Source organism: Streptomyces viridifaciens (assembly GCF_001888885.2).
GTDB classification, from domain to species: domain Bacteria; phylum Actinomycetota; class Actinomycetes; order Streptomycetales; family Streptomycetaceae; genus Kitasatospora; species Kitasatospora aureofaciens.
This window is the reverse complement of sequence record NZ_CP090841.1, coordinates 6,300,250-6,321,741: the sequence shown is the minus strand read 5'-3', so window position 1 is coordinate 6,321,741 and position 21,492 is coordinate 6,300,250. Positions and strand designations below refer to the sequence as shown.

The 21,492-nt window shown below is 74.4% G+C and carries 23 protein-coding genes; 9 read left to right on the top strand and 14 right to left on the bottom strand.

The annotated features are described in order from the left end of the window. Positions 1–4 precede the first annotated feature (4 nt). The 3 genes from BOQ63_RS35735 to BOQ63_RS35725 form a co-directional block, all read right to left on the bottom strand. Positions 5–364 (bottom strand): SDR family NAD(P)-dependent oxidoreductase, encoded by a 360-nt coding sequence (locus BOQ63_RS35735; protein ID WP_072655645.1) that lies wholly within the window; start codon positions 362–364, stop codon positions 5–7. Beyond that, positions 286–759, bottom strand: coding sequence for an SDR family NAD(P)-dependent oxidoreductase (locus tag BOQ63_RS35730; RefSeq protein ID WP_191093615.1), 474 nt, complete (start codon positions 757–759; stop codon positions 286–288). The genes BOQ63_RS35735 and BOQ63_RS35730 overlap by 79 nt, the downstream gene beginning before the upstream one ends. Before the next feature lie 122 nt (positions 760–881). Next, positions 882–1,760 carry a CHAD domain-containing protein gene (locus BOQ63_RS35725; protein ID WP_050366925.1) on the bottom strand — a complete coding sequence of 293 codons (879 nt, stop codon included), beginning with the start codon at positions 1,758–1,760 and terminating at the stop codon, positions 882–884. Positions 1,761–1,911: 151 nt separating this feature from the next. Between BOQ63_RS35725 and BOQ63_RS35720 the strand changes: the two genes are divergently transcribed. The 3 genes from BOQ63_RS35720 to BOQ63_RS35710 all read left to right on the top strand — a co-directional run bounded on the left by BOQ63_RS35720 (position 1,912) and on the right by BOQ63_RS35710 (position 4,302). Next, positions 1,912–2,583, top strand: a complete 672-nt coding sequence (locus BOQ63_RS35720; protein WP_072655644.1) for a hypothetical protein — start codon at positions 1,912–1,914, stop codon at positions 2,581–2,583. Positions 2,584–2,762: 179 nt separating this feature from the next. Next, positions 2,763–3,569: a DsbA family protein gene (locus BOQ63_RS35715; RefSeq protein WP_072655643.1), complete on the top strand. Its 807-nt coding sequence runs from the start codon at positions 2,763–2,765 to the stop codon at positions 3,567–3,569. Positions 3,570–3,654: 85 nt separating this feature from the next. Further along, positions 3,655–4,302: a vitamin K epoxide reductase family protein gene (locus BOQ63_RS35710; RefSeq protein ID WP_030279764.1), complete on the top strand. Its 648-nt coding sequence runs from the start codon at positions 3,655–3,657 to the stop codon at positions 4,300–4,302. A 16-nt stretch (positions 4,303–4,318) separates the two neighbouring features. On the opposite strand, the gene BOQ63_RS35705 is transcribed toward BOQ63_RS35710, so the two are convergent. The 4 genes from BOQ63_RS35705 to BOQ63_RS35690 form a co-directional block, all read right to left on the bottom strand. After that, a complete protein-coding gene (locus BOQ63_RS35705) occupies positions 4,319–4,819 on the bottom strand; it encodes an NUDIX domain-containing protein (RefSeq protein WP_037828443.1) in 501 nt (166 codons plus the stop codon). A gap of 106 nt (positions 4,820–4,925) precedes the next feature. After that, positions 4,926–5,999, bottom strand: coding sequence for a serine hydrolase domain-containing protein (locus tag BOQ63_RS35700; protein WP_223886129.1), 1,074 nt, complete (start codon positions 5,997–5,999; stop codon positions 4,926–4,928). A 74-nt stretch (positions 6,000–6,073) separates the two neighbouring features. Beyond that, the gene (locus tag BOQ63_RS35695; protein WP_030279770.1) at positions 6,074–6,589 is read right to left on the bottom strand and encodes a GNAT family N-acetyltransferase; all 516 of its coding nucleotides are present in this window, start codon (positions 6,587–6,589) and stop codon (positions 6,074–6,076) included. A gap of 24 nt (positions 6,590–6,613) precedes the next feature. Further along, positions 6,614–7,006 carry an ankyrin repeat domain-containing protein gene (locus BOQ63_RS35690; RefSeq protein WP_072655642.1) on the bottom strand — a complete coding sequence of 131 codons (393 nt, stop codon included), beginning with the start codon at positions 7,004–7,006 and terminating at the stop codon, positions 6,614–6,616. 404 nt (positions 7,007–7,410) lie between these two features. On the opposite strand from BOQ63_RS35690, the gene BOQ63_RS35685 reads away from it, so the two are divergent. The 3 genes from BOQ63_RS35685 to BOQ63_RS35675 all read left to right on the top strand — a co-directional run bounded on the left by BOQ63_RS35685 (position 7,411) and on the right by BOQ63_RS35675 (position 9,986). Further along, entirely contained in the window at positions 7,411–7,605 is a 195-nt protein-coding gene (locus BOQ63_RS35685) for a hypothetical protein (protein ID WP_030279774.1), read from the top strand. A gap of 115 nt (positions 7,606–7,720) precedes the next feature. Then, positions 7,721–9,334 (top strand): hypothetical protein, encoded by a 1,614-nt coding sequence (locus BOQ63_RS35680; RefSeq protein WP_191093614.1) that lies wholly within the window; start codon positions 7,721–7,723, stop codon positions 9,332–9,334. Positions 9,335–9,611: 277 nt separating this feature from the next. Continuing rightward, positions 9,612–9,986, top strand: a complete 375-nt coding sequence (locus tag BOQ63_RS35675; RefSeq protein ID WP_030279777.1) for an RNA polymerase-binding protein RbpA — start codon at positions 9,612–9,614, stop codon at positions 9,984–9,986. 112 nt (positions 9,987–10,098) lie between these two features. Here BOQ63_RS35675 and fxsA read toward each other — a convergent pair whose 3' ends face one another. From fxsA to BOQ63_RS35650, 5 genes are all read right to left on the bottom strand, one after another. Further along, a complete protein-coding gene (gene fxsA, locus BOQ63_RS35670; protein ID WP_072655639.1) occupies positions 10,099–10,677 on the bottom strand; it encodes an FxsA family membrane protein in 579 nt (192 codons plus the stop codon). Between the two features lie 55 nt (positions 10,678–10,732). Continuing rightward, on the bottom strand, positions 10,733–12,373 hold the full coding sequence (lnt, locus tag BOQ63_RS35665; RefSeq protein WP_435823414.1) for an apolipoprotein N-acyltransferase: 1,641 nt from the start codon (positions 12,371–12,373) through the stop codon (positions 10,733–10,735). Between the two features lie 111 nt (positions 12,374–12,484). After that, complete coding sequence (locus tag BOQ63_RS35660) at positions 12,485–12,943, bottom strand: hypothetical protein (RefSeq protein WP_030279783.1); 459 nt, start codon at positions 12,941–12,943, stop codon at positions 12,485–12,487. A 60-nt stretch (positions 12,944–13,003) separates the two neighbouring features. Further along, positions 13,004–14,611, bottom strand: a complete 1,608-nt coding sequence (locus tag BOQ63_RS35655; RefSeq protein ID WP_072655637.1) for an amidohydrolase — start codon at positions 14,609–14,611, stop codon at positions 13,004–13,006. 31 nt (positions 14,612–14,642) lie between these two features. Next, positions 14,643–15,083, bottom strand: a complete 441-nt coding sequence (locus BOQ63_RS35650; protein ID WP_030279787.1) for an Lrp/AsnC family transcriptional regulator — start codon at positions 15,081–15,083, stop codon at positions 14,643–14,645. A gap of 231 nt (positions 15,084–15,314) precedes the next feature. Here BOQ63_RS35650 and BOQ63_RS35645 point away from each other — a divergent pair, with 231 nt between their 5' ends. Beyond that, complete coding sequence (locus BOQ63_RS35645) at positions 15,315–15,815, top strand: hypothetical protein (RefSeq protein ID WP_191093613.1); 501 nt, start codon at positions 15,315–15,317, stop codon at positions 15,813–15,815. 136 nt (positions 15,816–15,951) lie between these two features. Here BOQ63_RS35645 and BOQ63_RS35640 read toward each other — a convergent pair whose 3' ends face one another. Continuing rightward, on the bottom strand, positions 15,952–17,115 hold the full coding sequence (locus tag BOQ63_RS35640; RefSeq protein ID WP_030279792.1) for an acyl-CoA dehydrogenase family protein: 1,164 nt from the start codon (positions 17,113–17,115) through the stop codon (positions 15,952–15,954). Between the two features lie 331 nt (positions 17,116–17,446). Between BOQ63_RS35640 and BOQ63_RS35635 the strand changes: the two genes are divergently transcribed. Beyond that, positions 17,447–18,061, top strand: coding sequence for a uridine kinase family protein (locus tag BOQ63_RS35635; protein WP_033347322.1), 615 nt, complete (start codon positions 17,447–17,449; stop codon positions 18,059–18,061). A 385-nt stretch (positions 18,062–18,446) separates the two neighbouring features. Then, entirely contained in the window at positions 18,447–20,459 is a 2,013-nt protein-coding gene (locus tag BOQ63_RS35630) for an AAA family ATPase (protein WP_079184138.1), read from the top strand. 18 nt (positions 20,460–20,477) lie between these two features. Here BOQ63_RS35630 and BOQ63_RS35625 read toward each other — a convergent pair whose 3' ends face one another. Next, on the bottom strand, positions 20,478–21,464 hold the full coding sequence (locus tag BOQ63_RS35625; RefSeq protein ID WP_072655635.1) for an NAD-dependent epimerase/dehydratase family protein: 987 nt from the start codon (positions 21,462–21,464) through the stop codon (positions 20,478–20,480). Positions 21,465–21,492: the final 28 nt, after the last annotated feature.

The following is a 21,492-nucleotide window of genomic DNA, read 5'->3' as shown; positions in this document are numbered from 1 at the left end:
CGCCTCAGTCGAACCGTCGGACGGCCGTGATGCCGCCGTCCACCGGCAGCGCCACCCCCGCGACATAGGAAGCCCGGTCGCTCAGCAGCCAGGCCGCCGCCTCGGCGACCTCGGCGGCCCGGCCCGGCCGGCCCAGCGGGGTCGAGCGGGCCACCGGCGCGGCGAACTCCGGCCCCGCCTCGAAGTACGGCTCGCTCCCCGGCGTGCGCACCACCCCGGGCGCGACGGCGTTGACCCGGATGCCCTGACGGGCGCAGTCGGCGGTGGCCGCCTTCACCAGTCCGGTCAGCCCGTGCTTGGCGGCCTGCTGGGCGCCGTCGCCGAAGCCCCCGACGAGCGCCCCCACCCCGGAGTTGAGCACCACCGCACCACCACGCCCGCCCGCCCGCCGCCATCGCCCGCAGCTGCGCCCGCAGCCAGAGTCAGCTGCCGCGCAGGTTGAGTGCGTGGCTGTCGTCCCACTCGGCTTCCGAGCGCTCGGCCAGCGGCACGGGCGGCAGGCCGCTGCCCGCGTTGTCGAAGGCCGCCGTCCAGGCGTCCGAACGCCTCCAGCGCCGCGTCCACCGTCCGCTGAGCGCCGTCGGCTGTGATCAGGTCGGCGGCGACCGCCACCGCCCGCGCGCCCCCGGCCCGCAGCTCTGCGGCCAGCGCCTCCACCTCCGGCCCGGAGCGGGCGGCCAGCACCAGCAGCGCGCCCTCCCGGGCGAACAACCGGGCGGCGGCCGCGCCGATGCCGCGCCACGCGCCGGTGACGACCACCCCCCGGGCACGGGCGCACCTCGCAGGCCGGTCACCGGCGCGCCTGGTCCCCGCCGTGCGACGCACACGTCGCAGCGCCGCGTGCCGTTCCGCCGGGATCCGCCGGGATCCGCCGGCCACGCCTAGCCGAACCGGGTCAGCTTCCGCTTCGCCGCGTCCGCCCACACCTGCGTCAGCCGGGCGCGCGCCGCCTCCGCCTCCGCGAGCTGGCCCGCGTAGAGCACTCCGTAGGCGAAGGGCTCGCCGCCCTCGGTGGCCCGGTCGGCCAGGGCCGCGGCGGCGACCACCGCGTCCTGGTGTTCGCCCAGCAGTTCCTGGACTGCCTTCATCCGCTCGGTGTAGCACTCCGCCGCCGGGCCGACGGCGAGGGCCGCCGTCTCGCCCGCGTAGCGGGCGCGCTTGGCGGCCTTGCGGACCTCGTGCAGGGCCCGGTCGCGGTGCGCGGGGTCGGCGGCGAGGGCGAGACGGAGGCGTTCGGCCGTGCGGCGCTGCTCGTGGGCGGCGATCCGGGAGAGTTCGGGGGCGGCGGCGCGGGCGGCCCGGGGGCGCAGCGGCGGGTCGGCGAGCAGGGTGGTCAGGGCCGTGGCGAGGGCCCGGCGGCGGGGGCTGTCGAGGGCGGCGACCACCTCGGGCCTCACCCGGCGGTACTCGGCCTCGCCCCACTGTTCCAGCGCGTCCGCGACCCGCTCCGGTCCGCAGGCCGCGGGCAGCTCGCGGGCCCGGGCGGCCAGCCGTTCGGCGAGCACCTCGCGGTCCCGGGCGCGGCCCAGCGCGGCGCCCAGCCAGCGCAGGTCGGCGACGAGGGCGTCGGTGGCGCCGGGGGCGAGCAGGCGGCGGAAGGTCCGCAGGGCGCTGCGCAGCCGCCGGCAGGCGACCCGCATCCGGTGGACCGCGTCGGGTGCGTCCGCCCGGACGGCGTCGTCCAGTCCGGCGAGCACCACCGCCTGGGCCTCGATGCGGTCGAGCAGCACCTGTCCGACCGTGGTTTCGGGTCTCGCCATGCGCGTGCACCCCCTCGCCGGGTCGCCTTCCAGGCTAGTCGCGCGGGTGCGGCTGTCGACTCGACGCTCGGCTGAGGGGGCGTCACCCGGGCGCCGTACCGGTACGCGGTCTCGTGTCCGCCGCAAGGGGCATGGCATACTCCGGGGCGTGATGACCTCCACCCATGCGACCAGGGCCCTGCGGGCCGCGGTGTTCACCGCGCTCGCCGTGCCGATGGCCGCGCTGGGTCAGGTGGTCATCACCGGTCGCCCGCTGCCGCTGTCGCTGGTGGCCACGGCGAGCGCCGTCGTGTTCCTGGTCTCGGCCGTGCTGGCCGGCGGGGAGCGGCGGCTGCTGCACATCTCCGCTGTGATGGTGCCGGTCGAGCTGTTGCTCAACACCACCTTCAACCTGGGCCAGACCGGCTGTGGGCCGGTCCTGTCCGAGCACGTGTCCGCGCGCGGGGTGAACCTGCTGGTGTGCGGCGGCGGTTCGGTGGACGGCTCGCTGCTGGGCGCCCCGCTGGGGCACGCCGGGCAGTTGGCGCCCGCCGCGACCCAGCTGCTGCTCCTGCTGGTGCACCTGGTGATCGCGCTGGCGGCCTCGGCCTGGCTGCGGCTGGGCGACTCCGCCCTGTCCGGCCTGACTCAGGCGCTGCGCGCGCTGCGCCAGTCGGTGGCCCGCCCGCTGCGGGCGCTGCTCGTCCTGCTGCTCCCCGCCCCGGTGCGCCCGGTGCTGCGGGTGCCACTGCCGGTGTCGGACCACGAGCGGCCGCGCCGCGAGGACGTGGTGCTGAGCCCGGCGCCCCGGCGTGGTCCGCCGGTCCTCGCGCCTGCCTGCTGAGCGCGTACCCCGCTTCCGTCAGCACGTTCCGTGAGCACGTTCACGTGAGCACGCTTCCGTAAGCGCTTTCCGTACGCCCCAGGCAGTGCGCACGACTCCCGCGTCACTTGCCCCCGCCGCACCCGTGTGTGCGGCCACCCGCGCGCACCCGCGCGCCGCGTACAGGAGTTGACTTCCCCATGGCCCAGGACAAGAACAAGAAGCGCGTCAGCGCCCGCGAGCGCATCCAGGAGGCGCAGCGCCGCGAGCAGCAGGCCGCCAGGCGCCGGCAGCGGATCGTCGTGTCGGTCTCGGCCGTCGTCGTACTCGCCCTGGCGGGCGGTGTGGCGCTCGCGATCAACACGGGCTCGAAGAACGACGACAAGGGCGCCGCGGCCGCCTCCGCGGCCCCGCTGGTCGTCCCGGCCAACACCACCGGTCCGGACGGCACGGTGATCACCTACGGCAAGGCCGACGCCCCGCACACCATGGAGGTGTACGAGGACTTCCGCTGCCCGGTCTGCAAGCACTTCGAGGCGGCGAACGGTCAGACTGTCAAGGAGATCACCCAGGACGGCCAGATCAAGGTGGAGTACCACCTGGCCGCGTTCCTGGACAAGAACCTCGGCGGCAAGGGCTCGCGCACCGCGCTGGCCGCCGCCGGCGCCGCGCTGAACGAGGGCGTGGACAAGTTCAAGGCCTTCCACGACGTGCTGTACGCCAACCAGCCGGACGAGCGCGAGGACGGCTTCGGCGACGTCAACCACCTGCTGGACCTGGCGGGCCAGGTGCCCGGGCTGAAGACGGACGCCTTCGTGAAGGCGGTCACCGACCGGACGTACGCGCCGTGGGCGGCGAAGGTGGCCGACGCGTTCAACAGCAGCCAGGTGACCGGCACGCCGACGGTCAAGGTGGACGGCAAGCCGATCAACCTGTTCACGGGCAACGCCCCGGCGTCTCCGGAGCAGTTCACCGCCCAGGTCAAGCAGGTCGCCGGCCTGCAGTAGGCCACCCCGCACCGCACGGCACCACCGGTCCGGCCGAACTCCCGGCCGGACCGGCCCCTCCCAGCCAGCCCCGGAGTGTGCTGTCATGACCGCGACCACCGCGCACCTCTCCCGTCCCGCCCCCGACGCCGCCGGCCCGGGCCCGATCGGCGCGGGCCGGGCCCTCGCCCTGCTGCTGTTCCTCGGCGGGCTGGTCGGCCTGGCCGCCTCGGCCGTGCTGACCTTCGACAAGCTCCGCATCCTGGAGAACCCGTCGTACGTCCCCAGCTGCAACATCAATCCGATCATCAGCTGCGGTTCGGTGATGCGTACCGAGGAGGCCGCGGTGTTCGGCTTCCCGAACTCGCTGCTCGGCCTGGCCGCCTTCGGCGCGCTGGCGGCGGTCGGCGCGGGACTGCTGGCCGGCGCCGCCTACCGGCGCTGGTTCTGGCTGGGCCTGCAGGCCGGGACGACCCTGGGCATCGTGTTCACGCACTGGCTGATCGACCAGTCGCTGTACGGCATCGGCGCCCTGTGCCCGTACTGCATGGTGGTCTGGGCGACGACGGTGGTGCTGTTCTGGTACACCACGCTGCACAACCTGCGCACCGGGGTGATCCCGGTCGGGCCGCGGATGCGGACGGTCGTCCGGGAGGCGGCGCGCTACCACTGGGCCCTGCCGGTGCTATGGGCGGCCGTGATCGCACTGATGGTGCTCAACCGGTTCTGGTACTACTGGAGCACCCTGCTCTGACCGCCTTCCCGCGGGCTCACCCCACATACCCCGCCGAATGCAGCAGCGCGGCTGCGCCGGTGCGCCGGGCCTCCAGGGCCGCGGTGAGCCGGCGCGCCGCACAGGGGTGCAGCAGGGTGGCCGCCCGGGCGGGGCCGAAGTAGCCGTGGTCGGCGATCTCCTCCGCCTGGAGCCGGACCACCGCCCCCGGCTCGACCGCGCCGCCGTCGAACATGAAGTGCACGGCCGGATGGGCGTGTTGACCCTGATCGGGGATCGCCTCGCGCCACTCCACCACCAGCAACCGCAGGTCACGCGCCACCAGCCCGGTCTCCTCGCGCAGTTCCCGGGCCGCGCACCCGGCGGGCCCCTCCCCCGGGTCCATCCCGCCACCGGGAAACTGCCACTGGTCGCGGTAACTGGCCTTCAGCAGCAGGACCTTGCCCTCCCGGTCGGTGAGCAGCACGCTGCAGCCGATGTAGGCGCGCACCATCCGGGAGAGCCACTCCTCCTCCGAGAGTTCCCAGGTGTCCGTCATCGCGCTTCCTCCGCCGGCCGTCCTCCGTCGCGGCCACCCTGCCCCGGTCGCCGCTGCGCGAAAGGTGGTTCGTACCTAATCCACCCGATCGGGTACTACGCACGCCTCACCCGAAGACGGCCCGCCGGAAGGCGTTGCGCAGATCGGTGAGGGACTGGGTGATCCGGCTGTGGTGCACCTGGTTGGTGAGCAGCAGGGCCCAGCGGCCGAGTCGGCGGGAGACCCAGATGCCGGTGCCGGTGAAGCCGTAGTGGACGAAGGTGCCTTCGGCGGGGTCGGTGCCGGGGGCGTACAGCCAGGACAGGCCTCGGGCGGGGGCGAGGCCGCCGGTCTGCTCGCGCAGCGACTCGGTGATCCACGCTTCGCCCCAGGGGAGTCGGAGCGGCGGGGCGAGCAGGGCGGTGAGGAAGCGGGCCAGGTCGGGGGCGGTGGAGAAGGCCCCGGCGTTGCCGGAGACGCCACCGAGCAGCCGCGCGGAGGGGTCGTGAACCACGCCGCGCAGGTGGGCGCCGGTCGACCGGTCGAACTCGGTGGGCGCGGTACGGGCGGTGGCCGCGGCGTCGAGCGGCCCGTAGCGGGTGTCGGTCATGCCCAGCGGCCGCCAGGCCCAGCGCGCGGCGAGTTCGTCCAGCGGGGCCCCGCCGAGGTCCTCGACCAGGTAGGCGAGCAGCACGGCGGCGCGGTCGGTGTACTCGACGGCGGTTCCCGGCGCGCGGTGCAGCGGGGCGGTGATCACCCCGGCCCGGATCGCCGCCGGCGCCCGCCCGTAGAGCTGCTCGAAGCGGGTGTAGGGAAGCATTCCGGCGGCGTGGGCGAGGAGTTGACGGACCGTCACCGCACCGACCGGGTGCCCGGCGGCAGGCGACCACCAGCGGCCGAGCGGCTCGTCCAGCGGCAGCCGCCCGTCTTGCCGGAGCGCTCCGGCGCAGGGCCAGAGCGCCACGATCTTGGTGAGGCTGGCGAGGTCGTACAGCGTGTCCGGCCCGGGGGCGAGCCGCGCGTACGGGCCTCGCCCGAGCGCGCCGTGGCTGCCGCCGCCGAGCGTGCCCCCGGCGTCACCGGCGGCCCAGACGGCGCCCGCCCCGACGGTGCGCACGCCCTCGCGGACCAGTAGGTCCAGCTCCCCGCCGGGCGCGGCCAGGGCGGGGAGCCGTGCGGCGTCGGGTGGTTGGTGGTTCACCACCGGTGTCTACCCGGCGCGCGCACCGCTCAGACCGCCGGTACCCGGACCCCGGGCTCCCGGACGGCGGCCGGTCAGACCGCCGCCGGGAGCTCCTTGCCCATGCAGATGCTCTGCGCGTGGTCCTTGTAGATGCCGAACTTGCGGATCGCCGCGTACCCCTCGGAGCCGTACAGCGCGATCGCCTCGGGCTGCTCGGTACCGGTCTCCAGGATGAAGCGGGTGCGCCCGGCCTCGACGGCGGTCTCCTCCAGCCGGCGCAGCACCGCCCGGGCCAGACCCCGGCCGCGGGCGTCGGGCACCACGAACATCCGCTTCACCTCGGCGTCGCCGTCGCGCAGCCCGTCCGGACCGGCCTGCTTGGCCCGCCAGCCGCCGCAGGCGACCGGGCGGCCGTCCAGGTAGGCGATCATGAACAGGCCGGCCGGTGCCTCGAAGTCCTCCGGGTGCATCACCGTCTCGTCCGGGTCGCCGTAGCGGCGGACGTACTCCTGCTGCACCTCCGCCGAAAGGGCCTGGGCGTCGGGGTGGGCGTACCCGGTGATGCGGAACTCGACGGTGCCGGTGTCCTTGGTGGCGGTGCTCTCCATGGTGGAAGAGCCTACGGCTTCGGTTCAGCGGCCCTCGAACCGGGCCAGCAGCTCGGTCTTGCCGAACATCGCGGCGGCGTCGACGGCGGACGGGACGCCGGCCCTGGGATCGGCGCCGCCGGCGAGCAGGGCGTCGACGACGTCGGTGCTGCCCTTGAAGACCGCTCCGGCCAAGGGGGTCTGACCCTTGTCATTGGCGCGGTTCGGGTCGGCGCCGCGCTGGAGCAGGGCTTCGACGGTGGCCGCGTGGCCGTGGTAGGCGGCGAGCATGACCAGGGTGTCACCGCTGCCGTTGGTGAGGTCGGCGGAGACGCCCGCGTCTACGGCGGCGGTCAGGGTGGCGGTGTCACCGGCCCGGGCCGCGTCGAAGAGCTTCCCGGCGAGCGCGATCACCTCGGCGTCGGGGGCATCGGTCATGGCGGACTGCCTTTCCGGAGGGCTGGCGGGGTTCGTGCGTACCGCACCGTAGCGGGCGACGCCGGACCGGGCCAGCCGGCGTCCGGATTCCGGATGACGGCCCCACCGGCACGGGACGCGGTACGACGTGCGGCCGGGCGGGCCGCGCGGCCGTTCGAGCGAACTTCCGGGACCCCCCGGAAACCTCCCACCCAGCCCCCGGGAATGCCTTGCGGCACCGGATCCACGCGGCGTCCGTGCGGCACCGGGCCCCCACCCGGGCCGATCCGCCCGCCTCCTCCGACTTCCCGGCGGCATCGAACGGCAGAACCACCCATTTGCGCCGTTCCATCATCTATTACTTTTTGTCACGATAAGGGCACCTTAAGTAACACTGTCCCCCGTCCCCTCCCCGAGGAGCAGAAGTGGCCCTCTCGATTTCCGGCATCGTCCTGTTCGGCACCATCGCCTTCCTGTTCTTCCGCAGAGACGGACTAAAGGCCTCCCACGCCGTCGTCTGCTCCCTCTTCGGCTTCTACGTCGCCGGCTCCTCCATCGCCCCGAGCATCACCGCGGGCAGCGCCAGCCTGGCGAGCCTGCTCGGCGGCATCAAGTTCTAGGCGCGCCGCCACTCCCCCACCGGCCCGGGCGCGGATCCCACCGCCCCGGGCCCCGTCGTACCACGAGCAGTCCCCCTCTCACCCCACCCGTCCCACTCGACCGGGGAGTCACGGAATGCCGCTCAACCGCCATCTCACCAAGGGCCGCGAGATCGCCCGAACCGCCGGGGACCACGCCACCGACATGTTCGCCCCGCTCGCCGTGATCGGCCGCGGCCTGCGCCACCACGCAGGCTGGGCCTGGGAGCGCTGGCAGGCCACCCCTCAGGAGCGCCGCGGCCCGACGCTGTTCCTGTCCGCCGCGATGCTGCTCGGCATCTACCTGCTGCCGCACGGCCTGCTGTTCGCGCTGGTCGCCCTGATGGCCAGCGCCGCCTGGGCCGGCCGGACCCCCAAGGCGACGCCCGCCCCGCCCACCCCGGACGTGGCCGACGTCAAGCTCGGGGCCCTCTACGCGGCGCTCACGCCGTACCTGTGCGGCCTCGAGGACGCCAACCCGCTCTACCACTTCGAGGGCAGCTACCAGAAGGCCTTCAGCTCCTGGGAGTTCGACGGCGAGGGCCGGCTCTCCCGGCTGGAGCTGAGCTACCCCGCGTACTTCACCGACACCGAGCCCACCGCCCGGGCCCGGATCGAACAGGTCGTCCAGGGCAAGGCCGGGCGGGCCCGGGAGTACCGCTTCGACTGGGACGAGGAGTCCAACCGGCTGCGGATCACCGCGCTCACCCCGCTGCCCACCGACGTCGTCGCCCAGCGCTTCGTGGCCGCCCCCGGCGAGATCGTGCTCGGCTTCACCGACGAGGACGGCACCGCCCGCACCATCCCGGTCACCCGGGGCGGCGTGATCATCCAGCAGCCGCCGGTGGTCTGGCGCACCGGCCCGCGCTCCTCCGAACCCCACCTGCTGGCCCTCGGCGTCGCCGGCTACGGCACCTCCAGTCTGATCCGATCGATCGCGCTCCAGGCCCTCCCGTACGCCGACCTGGTGGTGATCGACGGCGCCGGGACCGGGGAGCACGCCTGCCTGGTCAACCGGCCCGGCGTGCACACCGTGGAGACCAGCCTGCACGGCGCACTGGCCGCGCTGACCTGGGCCGCCCAGGAGACCCAGCGCCGGCTGACCGCGGTGAACGCCGCCCGGCACACCGGCGCCAGCCTGCCCGAGGACGTCACCCGGCCGCTGTGGCTGCTGCTGGACCATCCGACCGAGCTGAGCGAGCTCGCCCACGCCGAGGGCCGCCCCGACCCGCAGGACCTGCTGGAGCTGCCGCTGCGACACGGCCGGGCCGCCCGGATCACCGTGGTGATCGCGGACGACGTCGAGGCCCGGGAGCGGATCACCCCGACCGTCCGTGCCACCACCCGGGCCCGGGTGCTGCTCGGTCCGGCCGGGCCCGAGGAGGCCCGCGCCGCGCTCGGCGCACCGCTGGACATCGCGCCCGCCGCGCACGCCCCGGCCGGCCGCGGCTACGCACGGATCGGCAACGGCACCCCCGTCCGGCTCCAGGTGCCGGCCACCGTCGACCCGCTCGACGACGACGCCCCGGCCCAGTTGCGGGACGCCGTGATCGCCCTGCTGCCGCACCGCGACAGCCGGACCGAGGCGGCCGCCGCACCGCCCCGCCCGGACCGCCCGCCGGTGGTGACGGCCGACGGAGCCGTGCCGCCGAACCACTCGGTCGACCTCGGCAAGGCCGAGCCGATGATCCGTTCCCGACCGATCTCCTGATCCCGCGGGAAGCGGGGTCGGCGGACGGCCCCGAATGCCCTGCCGGTACGCTCGTCACAGAAAGTCCCCACGATCGCCAGATGTGAAATAGGTGACACCTGGGGTGATATCACCGGCCAGATGTGACAAATCGGGCGCCGGTGGGTACAAACAGGGGCGGCACGACAGACGACGCATGTCCCGGGACGGGAATCTTCGTCGGAAGCCGAGCGTTGACCGAACGACGAAGAACAGCGACCACTAGTCCTGTGGGCCATAAGCCCGGGAGGCACGATTCATGAGCGAGCGAGCTCTCCGCGGCACGCGACTCGGGGCCACTAGCTACGAGACCGACCGTGGTATCGATCTGGCTCCCCGCCAGACCGTCGAGTACGCATGTCAGAACGGACACCGATTCGAGGTTCCTTTCTCGGTCGAAGCGGAGATCCCCCCGGTGTGGGAATGCCGCTTCTGTGGCCAGGAGGCGGCACTTCTCGACGGTGACGAACCTGAGGAGAAGAAGGTCAAGCCCACGCGCACCCATTGGGACATGCTGATGGAGCGCCGGACGCGCGAGGAGCTGGAGGAGGTGCTGGCCGAGCGGCTGGCCGTGCTCCGCTCCGGTGGGATGAACCTCGCGGTGCACCCGCGGGACACCCGCAAGAGCGCCTGACAACACCTCGCTCCCGCCGCGCGCGGGAGGACGCGAAAAGGGACCCTGGTCGCCAGGGTCCCTTTCGCGTTGTCCGGGGCCTGCGCGTTGTCGCGGGCCGTTCCCGGCAGGGTCAGCCGTTGATCGGCGGGCGGTAGGTGGTGTCCGGGCCCTGCGGGCCGCGCGGGCCGTTCTCCGGGTCGACCACCTCGCCCTGGATCACCTTGCCGTCCGGGCGGTGGATGCGCAGCTGCTCCTGCAGCCGCATCGCGTCCGCGAACGGGTCGGTGCCCACGGCAGAGGCGCTGCGCACCGCCTTGTCCGCGACCTTGCGGCCGACGGCCCGCCACAGCGCCCGGGTCGGCGGGAACAGCAGGGTCAGGGCGACCAGGTCGGACAGGAAGCCGGGGACGATCAGCAGCAGCCCGGCCAGGACGGTCATGCTGGTGCCGGTCTGCCGCTGCTGGGACTGCGGGTTCTTGCTCTGCTCGATCGCGGCCGACAGAGCCTTCAGCCCGGCCCGCTTGATCAGCGAGCCACCGGTCAACCCGCCGACGACGAGCAGCAGCAGGACGGCGAAGCCGCCCAGCCAGGACCCCACCAGGACCAGCAGCCAGATCTCCAGCACCAGCCAGGCGGTGATCAGCAGCGGCAGCCCCCGGCGGAGCCTGCTGCGCGGGGCCGGACGGGCGGGGGTAGCTTGCTGGGTCACGGTACGAATCCACTCCAAGCGGTGCTCTGCGCGCCGCCCGGGAGGTCCGGGCCGGCTACGGCACCACCCGGTCCAACGCTCCCCTGGCGGCCGGTGTTCCGGCCTCCACCTTCCGGCGGCGGCCGACCAGGACGGCGGCGCCGCAGGCCAGCAGGCCGCCGACGGCCAGCGTCCACTCCGGGAGGGCGCCGACCCGGTCGGCCACCGTGGTGCCGTCGCGCAGCGGCACGGTGGCCGACAGCTCGGCCGGGGTGAGTTCCGCGGTGCGCTGCTCGACGGTGCCGTCCGGGGCGATCACCGCACTGATGCCGCTGGTGGCGGCGATCAGGACGGCCCGCCCGTGCTCGACCGCGCGCAGCCGGCTCATCGCGAGCTGCTGCTCGGGCTGCCCGGTCCTGGCGTAGGTCGCGTTGTTCGTCTGGACGACCAGGACGCGGGCGCCGCTGTCCACGGTGTCCCGGACTATCTCGTCGTAGGCCACCTCGAAACAGATCACGTCGCCGATCTTCGCCGGCCCGAGCTGCATCACGCCGTTGTGGTCGCCGGGGTAGAAGTCGCGGGCGACCCGCTGGAGGCGGGTGATCACCTTCATCAGCTGGGCGCGGAACGGAACGTACTCGCCGAACGGGACGGGGTGCTGCTTGGTGTAGGAGGCGCCGGGGCCGGTGACCGGGTCCCAGACGATGCCCTCGTTCTGGACGTGCTGGGCGTCCGGGCCGTCCACCAGGGTGCCGACCAGGGTGGGCACGCCGACGGCCTGGACCGCCTCGTCGATGCGCTGACGGGCCAGCGGATCGCTGAACGGGTCGAGGTCGGAGGAGTTCTCGGGCCAGATCACCACGTCGGGGCGCGGCCGCTTGCCGGCCTGGATGTCGGCGGCGAGGCGCTCGGTGGCCGAGGCGTGGTTGTTGAGGACCATCATGGGGCGGCCGAGGAAGTCCATGCCCGGGTTCGGTACGTTGCCCTGGACGATGGCGACCTTGACGGTGTCGTCCGCGGCGGTGGGCACCGGGACGAGGTAGCCGGCCAGCAGCGCGGCCACGGCGCCCAGGCCGCCCAGCGCCGCCGTCCTCGGGGTCCGGCCCGGCCCGCGCAGGCGCAGCGCGGCCCAGGCCAGCAGGGTGCCGGAGAGCGCGACGGCGAAGGTCACCAGCGGTGCGCCGCCGAGCGCGGCCAGCGGGGTGTACGGGGTGGCGGTGTTGGCGAAGGCGAGCCGGCCCCAGGGGAAGCCGCCGAGCGGCAGCCGGTCGCGCGCCCACTCCTGGGTGACCCACAGCGCGGCCGCCCACAGCGGCCAGCCGGGCAGCCGGGAGGTGAGGGCCAGTGCGCCGCCGAGCAGGGCCAGGAACAGCGCCTCGACGACCGACAGGCCGACCGTGGCGTCCCAGCCGACCACCCGGAGCCAGCTGAGCAGCATCAGGAAGAACGGGAAGCCGAGGGCGAAGCCCGTCCAGGCGCCCTGGCGGAAGGTGCGGCCGCGGGTGAGCAGCGAGAGCGCGGCGACGCCGAGCAGCGACAGCGGCCACAGGTCGTAGGGCGGGAAGGCGAGCGCGAGCAGCAGGCCGGCCAGTGCGGCGAGGCCGGTGCGCGGCAGCCCGGCTCGGACCTTCGCGAGCGCGCGGGCGCCGCGGCCGGGCTTCGGTGCCGGGTCCTGTGGCTCGGGAGCGGTCCCGGACCGCTCCTGGGTGACGGGAATGGCCACCGGCGCACCATCTTCCTGGGGCTTGCTGTTCGGACGCTGTGCGAAGAAGGTACCCCGGAACGTCGGTGCGGCGTGAGGTGAGGGTGGTAGCGCCCGACCGGGCCGTCAACGCTCGGCGTAGACGAAGCGCCCCAGCGGCCAGTGGTCGGTGAGCCAGGCGGAGACCGCCCGGTACAGCGGGGCGTCGAGCTCGGCGCGGTCGGCGCGGACCCAGGAGCTGACCGAGACGACGGACGGGTCCTCGCGGTCCGGGTAGACGTAGACGCAGCCGATCACCTCGTCGCGGTCCGGCTCCAGGACGGTGTAGGTGAAGCCCCTGCGGGCGTCGAAGTCGGCGGCGTGGCGGCGCAGGTCGGCAAGGTTGCGCTCCAGGGGCATGCCGTCGGCGGGCGGCCAGCCGCGGCCGGCCCAGCCGGGGGTGGCGCGGATGTGCTCGATGCTGCTCGTCCAGGCGGCGTGGTCGGAGGCGTTGTGCTGCTCGCCCAGGGACTCCAGGCGGAACTCCGGGGCGAGCAGCTCGCGCGGGACGGTGAAGTCGGCGGGTACCAGCGGGTCGGTCGTCATGTGGTCAACCTAGGGAGCACCGCCCCGCTCGCTCATCCGATTTACCGCTCGTACCGGGTTCTACCGCTGGTACACCGTGCGACCGCGGACCACCGTCCGCAGGCAGAGCGGCAGTTCGCGGCCCGGGGTGAGGTCGGGCAGGCCGGGGGTGCCGGAGCGCGGGTCGGTGGACCAGCCGGCCACCCGGGAGTCGGGGGCCTGGACGACCAGCTCGTCGGCGGCCCAGATCGCGTAGTTGGCGACCGCGCCGGGCACCAGCACGCCGTCCTGGTCGCGGCCGATCGCGCGCCAGCCGCCGCGGGTGTGGGCGGTGAAGGCGGCGCGGACCGAGATCCGGTGCTCCAGGGTCCGGTGGAAGGCTGCGGCACGGACGGTGCCCCAGGGGTCGAGCGGGGTGACCGGGGCGTCCGAGCCGAAGGCCAGCGGGACGCCGGCCCGCAGCAGCGCGGCGTACGGGTTGAGGCCGGCCGCCCGCTCGGCGCCCAGGCGCTGGACGTACATGCCGTCCGGGCCGCCCCAGGCGGCGTCGAAGGCGGGCTGGACGGAGGCGGTCAGGCCGAGCTCGGCGAAGGCGGCGATCGCCTCGTCGTCCAGGGCCTCGGCGTGCTCGACGCGGTGGCGCAGCGCCCTGACCCGGTCGGTGCCGACCCGCTCGCCGGCGGCTCGCACGCCCTCGATCACGGCGGCCACGGCGGCGTCGCCGATGGCGTGGAAGCCGGCCTGCAGTCCGGCCTCGGTGCAGGCGGCGACGTGGTCGGCGACCTGCTCGGGCGTCAGGTAGGCGGTGCCGGTGTGCTCGGCGTCGGCGTAGGCGGCGTGCAGGCAGGCGGTGCGCGACCCGAGCGCGCCGTCCACGAAGAGGTCGCCGCCGGCGCCCACCGCGCCGAGCCTGCGGGCGGTCTCGATGCCGCCCAACTCGCCCCAGTAGCCGAAGACTTCGGGTCCGTCGCCGTCGGCGGCCAGGGCCAGCAGGGCGGCCAGGTCCGCCTCGGAGGAGATCTCCGGGCCGGCGCACTCGTGCAGGGCGCCGATGCCGAGTTCGGCGGCGCGGGCCAGGGTGGCGCGCTGGGCCTGCCGGCGCTGCTCGGGGGTGAGGTGGGCGAGGGCGGTCCGCCGGACGGCGTGGTGGGCGTCCTTGGTGAGCGGGCCCTCCGCGTCGTGGCCGGGGCGCTCGGCGAGGCTCTCGGTGAGGGTGCGCAGCGCGGTGGTGGCGAGCGCGGAGTGCACGTCGGTGCGGGAGAGGTAGAGCGCGGCGCCGCGGGCGGCCTCGTCGAGTTCGGCGAGCGTGGGCGGGCGGCCCTCGGGCCAGCCCGTCTCGTCCCAGCCGTGGCCGATCAGCACGCCGCCGGTCTCCGTCCGGGCCTCGACGAAGGCGGTGACGGCGGCCAGGGCGGCGGCCAGCGAGGGGCTGCCGGTGAGATCGAGGCCGGTGAGCGCCAGACCGTTGGCGGTGGCGTGCACGTGGGCGTCGACGAAGGCGGGGGTGACCAGCGCGCCGTCCAGCTCCACGATCTCGTCGGCGGTGCCGGCGTACGCCTCGGCGGCGCCGTCGCTGCCGACCCAGGCGATGTGCCCGCCCTCCACGAGCATCGCGGTGGCGAAGGGGTCGGCGGGGCTGTAGACGGCGCCGCCGCGCAGCAGGACGGTCCGGGAGGTGCGTTCGGTCATGCCGCTAAGTCTGCACCCCTCCCGTTCCTGGTCAGAGCTTCGGGGGTCGGGCCTCGTAGGGAGTGGAGAGGACGACGGTGGTGCGGGTGGAGACTCCGGCGGCGCTGCGGATGCGGGCGAGCAGGTCCTCCAGGTCGCCGGGGGCTCCGACGCGCACCTTGAGGATGTAGTTCTCGTCACCGGCCACGCTGTGGCAGGCCTCGATCTCGGGCAGGCCGGAGAGCCTGTCCGGGGTGTCGTCCGGGGCGCTGGGGTCGAAGGGCTTGACCGAGATGAACGCGGTCAGCGCGAGGTTGACGGCGTCGGGGTCGATGATCGCGGTGTAGCCGCGGATCACCCCGCGCTGTTCGAGGCGGCGCACGCGTTGGTGCACCGCCGAGGTGGACAGGCCGGTGGCCTTGCCCAGGTCCGTGTAGCTCATCCGGCCGTCTTCCAGGAGCAGCTGGACGATGCGTTGGTCGAGATCCTCCACAGTGCGCAAACCTACCGGGTCGGGAGCACGGGGGGCGCACGGTGGTGGCACACAGGGGGAACTGAGGTGTCACGCGGGCAATTGCCGGGTGAATGTGGCGGGCGGTGTGGCCAAGGACACAACCGGGTGCATCACGGTGCACAACTCCGCAGGGTTATGAGCCCGGGCGGCAGGGAAGTGCTGGTTGTGGCCCTGAGCGACCACGCCGGGCCCGATCCTAGGGGGATCCTCATGCCTGCTACTGACCAGCGCGTGCTGGCCGCCGACGAGACCGACGATACGACCGGCCGCAACGACCTCGCGGTCGATCACATGCCGGGCACCGACCCCGGCGAGGTCGAGACCTGGGACATCTTCCGGGTCCACTGCCCCGAGTGCCGTCGCCCGATCGCCCTGGTGGCGGACGAGGAGCGGCTGCCGCAGCACGCGCTGCTGCCCACCGCCTGGAACCCCTTCGCCCCCGCGATCTGCCCCGGTTCGGGCGCGCCGACCGACGACCTGGCCGAGGTGGAGACGCCCGAGGACGCCGAACCGCCCGGGTTCGACGCGCTGTTCAAGCTCCCGAGCGGGCTCGACTGGCGCACCCAGCCGTTCTCGCACGCGCTGGTGCACCGCCCGGTGCGCAGCGCGACGGCCGCCGTCACCGCCCCGGCCAGGGCCGTACGGACGGTCGCCGCGGCCGCGCCGCTGGTCACCATCCCGGAGCAGCGCCGACGGCTCGCGCGGCGCTGACTCCCGCTGCCCGCAGACGCGTTGGCGTTCCGTCGAAATCGCCTCCGGCCGTCACTCCGCACCCTGGAGTGACGGCCGGAGGCCGTATCGGGGAAGGGCGCCGGGCAAGCCCTGGGGCCGTGCCCGGCGGGCAGGCCTAGCCCTTCGTGAGGTGGCGGCCGATCACCAGGCGCTGGATCTGGTTGGTGCCCTCGACGATCTGCAGCACCTTGGCCTCGCGCATGTAGCGCTCGGCCGGGAAGTCCTGGGTGTACCCGTAGCCGCCGAGCACCTGGACGGCGTCGGTGGTCACCCGCATCACCGCGTCGGTGCAGAACAGCTTGGCCATCGCCGCCTCCTTGGAGAACGGCCGGCCCGCGTCGCGCAGCCGCGCGGCGGCGAGGTAGAGGGAACGCCCGGCCTCGATCTGGGTGGCCATGTCGGCGAGCATGAAGGACAGGCCCTGGAACTCGGCGATCGGGCGGCCGAACTGGCGCCGGGTGCGCGCGTAGTCGACCGCGAGGTCGAGCGCGGCCTGGGCGACGCCGATCGCGCAGGCGGCGATGCCGAGGCGGCCGGAGTCCAGTGCGGCCAGCGCGATCTGGAAGCCCTGGCCCTCCTCGCCGATCAGCCGCTCCCGGGGGACCCGGGCACCGTCGAAGTGCAGTTGGGCGGTCGGCGAGGAGCGCATGCCCATCTTGTGCTCCGGCGGGGCGGCCGACAGGCCCTGCTGGGCGCCGGGGACGAGCAGGCAGCTGATGCCCTTGGGGCCCTCGGCGCCGGTGCGCACCAGGGCGCTGTAGAAGTCGGCCTGGCCGCCGTGGGTGATCCACGCCTTGGTGCCGTTGACGACGTACTCCTCGCCGTCCAGGTCGGCGCGGGTGCGCAGGGCGGCCGCGTCCGAGCCGGACTGCGGCTCGGAGAGGCAGTAGGCGCCGAGCTGCTCGCCGGAGAGCATGCCGGGCAGCCACTTCTCGCGCTGCTCCTCGCTGCCGAAGGTGGCCAGCGCGTGGCAGGAGAGGGTGTGCACGCTGACGCCGAGGCCGACAGCCAGCCAGCCGGACGCGAGCTCCTCCAGGACCTGCAGGTACACCTCGTAGGGCTGCTCGCCGCCGCCGTACTTCTCGTCGTACGGGAGGGACAGCAGGCCGGCCTCGCCGAGGGTGCGGAAGGCCTCCCGGGGGAAGCGGCCGGCGGCCTCGTCCTCCGCCGCGCGCGGCTGGAGCTCGCGCTGGACCAGGTCCCGGGTGAGGCTCAGCAGTTCGCGGGCCTCCTCGCTGGGCAGCTGGCGCTCCACGGCTTTCACGGGGGAGGGGGTCATGGCGGGGGTCGCCTCCTCGATCGGGCGCCGGCCCGGGGTGGCGGGTCCGGCGCGGGTGTGGCAGGTCGGCCCGACCGGCACCGGGTTGCGGTGAACGGCCGTTCACAGGCGTGGCGAAGGCGAGTATGCCCGAAAGCCGCGCTGCCGTCACGACCAGCACAGATGAACTGTCCGCAGTGGTTGGCTACGGCACCGTAGGGTTGACGTTGTGGCTGCATCCGGAACCGCCTCCTCCCACCGCCCGCCCGTTCCCGGCAACGCGCTGACCGGGCCCGGCGCCCTCGGCTCGGCCGGTTCGCTCGGCACGCTCGGCTCGGCCGACGCCCTCGATGTGCCCGACGCGGTCGGTGCGCTCGCCGCAGAACTGCGCGCGCTGCCGCCGTCCTGCGGGTCGGTGCGGCTGGTCGCGGTGGACGGGCACGCCGGCTCCGGCAAGACGACCTTCGCCGGGCGGCTGGCGGCGGCGCTCGGCGGCGCGCCGGTGGTGCACCTGGACGACCTTGCCACCCACACCGAGCTCTTCGAGTGGACCGGGCGGCTGCGCGAGCAGGTGCTGGAGCCGCTGGCGGCCGGCCGGGACGCCGAGCACCTGGTCTACGACTGGACACTGCGCCGCTTCGAGGGCGCGGCCCGGGTGCCGCTCGCCCCGGTGGTGCTGGTGGAGGGCGTCGGCGCGGGGCGCCGGGAGGTGCGGCCGTGGCTGGCCCGGGTGATCTGGATGGAGCTGGAGGCCGCCGTGGCCCGGCGGCGCGGCGAGGAACGGGACGGGCCGGAACTCGCCGGGTTCTGGGCCCGTTGGGCCCGGGCGGAGGCGGCGCACTTCGCCGTCGACCCGAGTCGGCCGTACGCCGCGACGCGGGTCGACGGGGTGACCGGGCGGATCCTGCCGGGCACCGTCGGTGAACCTTCAACTAGCCCCTTGACCTGCGACATCACCAGGATTTAGGTTCTCCTCAGCCGCCGGAACCCACCGTTCCGGTGCCTCGGACCCGGCGCCCCCGGCTTGTTCCCCCGTGAGCCGGGGGCGCCGTCCGGTCCCCTCTCCCGACCGTTCCGGTCAGCGGTGTTTCGGCCATCCACCCGCCCAACCACCGTGCGCGCGATCGCATTTGACCCCGTACGGCACCCTTCCGGATCAGCCCCGCGCCGGTACGATTCCCTCAGGCGCATATGCGCCCCGGGGGCTTCCGACCACCGGCCCGGCTGCGCGCTGCGATCCGTCGGCCGGGCCCCGGGCCACACCGCGGGGGGCGTGAGTGACGACGGTGGACAGTTCCGACAGCACGGCGGGCGGCCCGGACCGGCTCGCCGACCGGGCCTGGCTGCGCGCCATGGACGCCTACACGGCGGGCGCCTACACCCGGGCCGAGGAGGAGTTCCGGGCGGCCGTCCGGCTGGACCCGGGCATGGCCGACGCCTGGCTCGGGCTGCACGCGCTGCGCAGCGACACCTCGGCGGCCCTGCTGGCCATGTACCGCAACCAGAAGCGCTTCGGCGAACAACGGCGGCTGCACCGGCGCCCGCTCAGCTCCTGGTACTGGCTGGGCTGGTGGGTGCAGCCGGTGCTGGAGGACGCCCGCGACCTCGCGCTGGCGCACGCCTCGCACTGGCTGGACGGCCGCCACCTGGCCGAGCTCGACCGCGCCCTGGAACAGTGCCCGGCGCCGAGCGAGGACCCGTCCGCGCAGTTCCTGTACGCCTGCCGGTCCTATCTGCTCAAGGACTGGGAGCAGTTGATCCGGGACACCGACCGGCTGCTGGACGACCCGCTGCTGGGCATCGAGGCCGGACTGTTCGCCGGCATGGCCCGGGTGCGGCTGGACATGTGCGCCCAGGCCCAGGGCCCGTTGGCCGCCTCGCTGGCGCGCTGCCGCTCCGAGCAGCCGCAGCGCAAGGAACTGCGCTACTGGCTGGCCCGGGCGTACGAGGGGGCCGGGCGCAGTGCGGCGGCGCTCCCGCTGTACCGGGCCGTGCACCGGGCGGATCCGGCGTTCATGGACACCTCGACCCGGCTGGCGGCGATCTCCGCGGAGGACGCGCTCGCGGACGGGCTGCTGGCGGGCGGGTGCTCGGGCGGGCCGGAGGCCGCGGGGGTGGACGCTCCGGAGCCGGACGTCGTGGGGCTGGACGGCACCGGGCTGGACGACAGCGGGCTCGGCGGCAACGGGCTCGGCGGTGCCGGGACCGGCAGCGACCAGGGCTACCAGGACGACCCCGGGTACGTCGAAGGGCCGCTCTACGACGCCGGGTTCGGCACCGGATCCGCCCTCGCCGGCGGCGGGCCCTCGGTGGACGCCAGGCTGGTGGACGGCCCGCTCGCCGAATCGGAGCCGGACGCCCCCGCCCCGCCGGACGGCACGCCGCAGACGGCCGGTGAGCGCTCCGGCTCGGGCGGCCCGGCAGGCCCCGCCACGACCCTGCCGCTGCCGGTACGAGGGGAGACCCAGGCCCGTACCGCTCCCCCGCCGGCGCCCCGCCCCGCGGGCGACGAACGGGAGCTGGACGCGGCACTGGCCGAACTCTCGCTGATGGTGGGCCTGGAGCCGGTCAAGCGCCAAGTACGGGCGCTCTCGGCTCAGTTGAGAATGTCCCGGCTGCGTGCCGAGCAGGGGCTGCCGGTCCAGCCGCCGAAGCGGCACTTCGTCTTCTCCGGCCCCTCCGGCACCGGCAAGACCACCGTGGCGCGGATCCTCGGCCGGGTTTTCCACGCCCTCGGACTGCTCTCCGGGGACCACCTGGTGGAGGCCCAACGAGCGGATCTGGTGGGCGAGTTCCTCGGCCAGACCGCCGTCAAGGCGAACGAACTGATCGACTCCGCGCTGGACGGCGTGCTGTTCATCGACGAGGCGTACAGCCTCTCCAACTCCGGCTACACCAAGGGCGACGCGTACGGCGACGAGGCGCTCCAGGTACTGCTCAAGCGGGCCGAGGACAACCGGGACCGGCTGGTGGTGATCCTGGCCGGCTACCCCGAGGGGATGAACCGGCTGCTCGCCACCAACCCCGGCCTCAACTCCCGCTTCACCACCAGGGTCGACTTCCCCAGCTACCGGCCGAACGAACTGACCGCGATCGGCGCGGCGCTGGCGGGGCGGGACGGCGACGGCTGGGACGAGGACGCGGCGGAGGAACTGGCCAGCATCTGCACCCACGTCGTGCGCGAGGGCTGGATCGACGAGCTGGGCAACGGCCGGTTCATCCGCACCCTCTACGAGAAGTCCTGCGCCTACCGGGACCTGCGGCTGTCGCTGCTGCGCGAGCCGCCGGGCCGGGAGGACCTGGCGACCCTGCGGCTGCCGGACCTGGTGCAGGCGTACGGGGAGCTGATCGACGGCCGGGGCTGACGCAACTCCCCTCTCCCTTCAGCTCTCGAGCAGCTCCGCCTCCCGCGCGGGGTCGAGCCCGACGCTCGGCCGGTCGGCCCGCTGCGGGGCGTCACCGCCGATCGAGCGCAGCCAGGCCCAGGTGTCCTCGACGGTCTCGGCGACCGGGCGGCAGCGCAGCCCCGCGGCGACGGCGCGGGCGACCGAGCAGCCGTGCAGGTAGTCGTACAGCTCTCCGGGCGCCAGCCAGACCGGCAGTTCCGTCCACGGCTGGACGCCCGCCGCCAGGATCCGCTCGGGGTCGGTCCAACGCAGTTCGGCGTCCGAGCCGGCGGCCCGGACGCAGGCCTCCAGCAGCCCGCCCATGGTGGTGTGACCGGCCGGGCTGACCACGTTGTACGGGCCGCCCAGCCGGGCCGCCACGGCGTCCAGGGTCCAGGCGGCGAGGTCGCGGCCGTCGATGTACTGCAGCGGCAGGTCTCGGGGGCCCGGGGCGAGCACCGGGCCGCCTCGGGCGATCCGGTTCAGCCACCAGGGCAGTCGGCCGATGTCCTCGTACGGGCCGAGGATCAGCCCGGCGCGGACCAGCAGGGCGCTCCCCCCGAACTCCTCCTCCAGGGCCAGTTCGGCGCCGCGCTTGGCCTCGGCGTAGGGCACCTCGCCGGTGAGGTCCGGGGCCGCGGGCACCACCGGGGCGGTCTCGTCCGCCCCGGGGCGCAGGGGGTAGTCGTACACCGACCGGCTGGAGACGTACGCGTAGTGGCCGACCCGGCCGTTCAGCCGCCGGGCGCTGGCGCGCACCGCCGCCGGGGCCCAGGACCAGGTGTCCACCACCGCGTCCCACTCCCCCGTGCCGAGCGCCGCCAGGCCGTCCTCGGCGGTGCGGTCGCCCAGCAGCACCCGCACGCCCTCGGGGGCGGGCTGCGTGCCGCGGTTGAGGGCCGTCACCTCCCACCCCCGGGCCACCGCCTCCTCGGCGACGGCCCGTCCGACGAACTTCGTCCCACCCAGCAGCAGCAGTCTCATGCCGACCACCCTCCTCCAGGAGTGGCCG

Bases quoted from the DNA above. Each gene is read 5' to 3' on its own strand.
- BOQ63_RS35725 (WP_050366925.1), bottom strand. From the start codon at position 1,760: ATGGCGAGACCCGAAACCACGGTCGGACAGGTGCTGCTCGACCGCATC.
- BOQ63_RS35720 (WP_072655644.1), top strand. From the start codon at position 1,912: ATGACCTCCACCCATGCGACCAGGGCCCTGCGGGCCGCGGTGTTCACC.
- BOQ63_RS35695 (WP_030279770.1), bottom strand. From the start codon at position 6,589: ATGGAGAGCACCGCCACCAAGGACACCGGCACCGTCGAGTTCCGCATC.
- BOQ63_RS35675 (WP_030279777.1), top strand. From the start codon at position 9,612: ATGAGCGAGCGAGCTCTCCGCGGCACGCGACTCGGGGCCACTAGCTAC.
- BOQ63_RS35625 (WP_072655635.1), bottom strand. From the start codon at position 21,464: ATGAGACTGCTGCTGCTGGGTGGGACGAAGTTCGTCGGACGGGCCGTC.
- BOQ63_RS35655 (WP_072655637.1), bottom strand. From the start codon at position 14,611: ATGACCGAACGCACCTCCCGGACCGTCCTGCTGCGCGGCGGCGCCGTC.
- BOQ63_RS35690 (WP_072655642.1), bottom strand. From the start codon at position 7,006: ATGACCGATGCCCCCGACGCCGAGGTGATCGCGCTCGCCGGGAAGCTC.
- BOQ63_RS35705 (WP_037828443.1), bottom strand. From the start codon at position 4,819: ATGACGGACACCTGGGAACTCTCGGAGGAGGAGTGGCTCTCCCGGATG.
- BOQ63_RS35645 (WP_191093613.1), top strand. From the start codon at position 15,315: ATGCCTGCTACTGACCAGCGCGTGCTGGCCGCCGACGAGACCGACGAT.
- BOQ63_RS35660 (WP_030279783.1), bottom strand. From the start codon at position 12,943: ATGACGACCGACCCGCTGGTACCCGCCGACTTCACCGTCCCGCGCGAG.
- BOQ63_RS35710 (WP_030279764.1), top strand. From the start codon at position 3,655: ATGACCGCGACCACCGCGCACCTCTCCCGTCCCGCCCCCGACGCCGCC.
- BOQ63_RS35715 (WP_072655643.1), top strand. From the start codon at position 2,763: ATGGCCCAGGACAAGAACAAGAAGCGCGTCAGCGCCCGCGAGCGCATC.
- BOQ63_RS35680 (WP_191093614.1), top strand. From the start codon at position 7,721: ATGCCGCTCAACCGCCATCTCACCAAGGGCCGCGAGATCGCCCGAACC.
- BOQ63_RS35630 (WP_079184138.1), top strand. From the start codon at position 18,447: ATGGACGCCTACACGGCGGGCGCCTACACCCGGGCCGAGGAGGAGTTC.
- BOQ63_RS35640 (WP_030279792.1), bottom strand. From the start codon at position 17,115: ATGACCCCCTCCCCCGTGAAAGCCGTGGAGCGCCAGCTGCCCAGCGAG.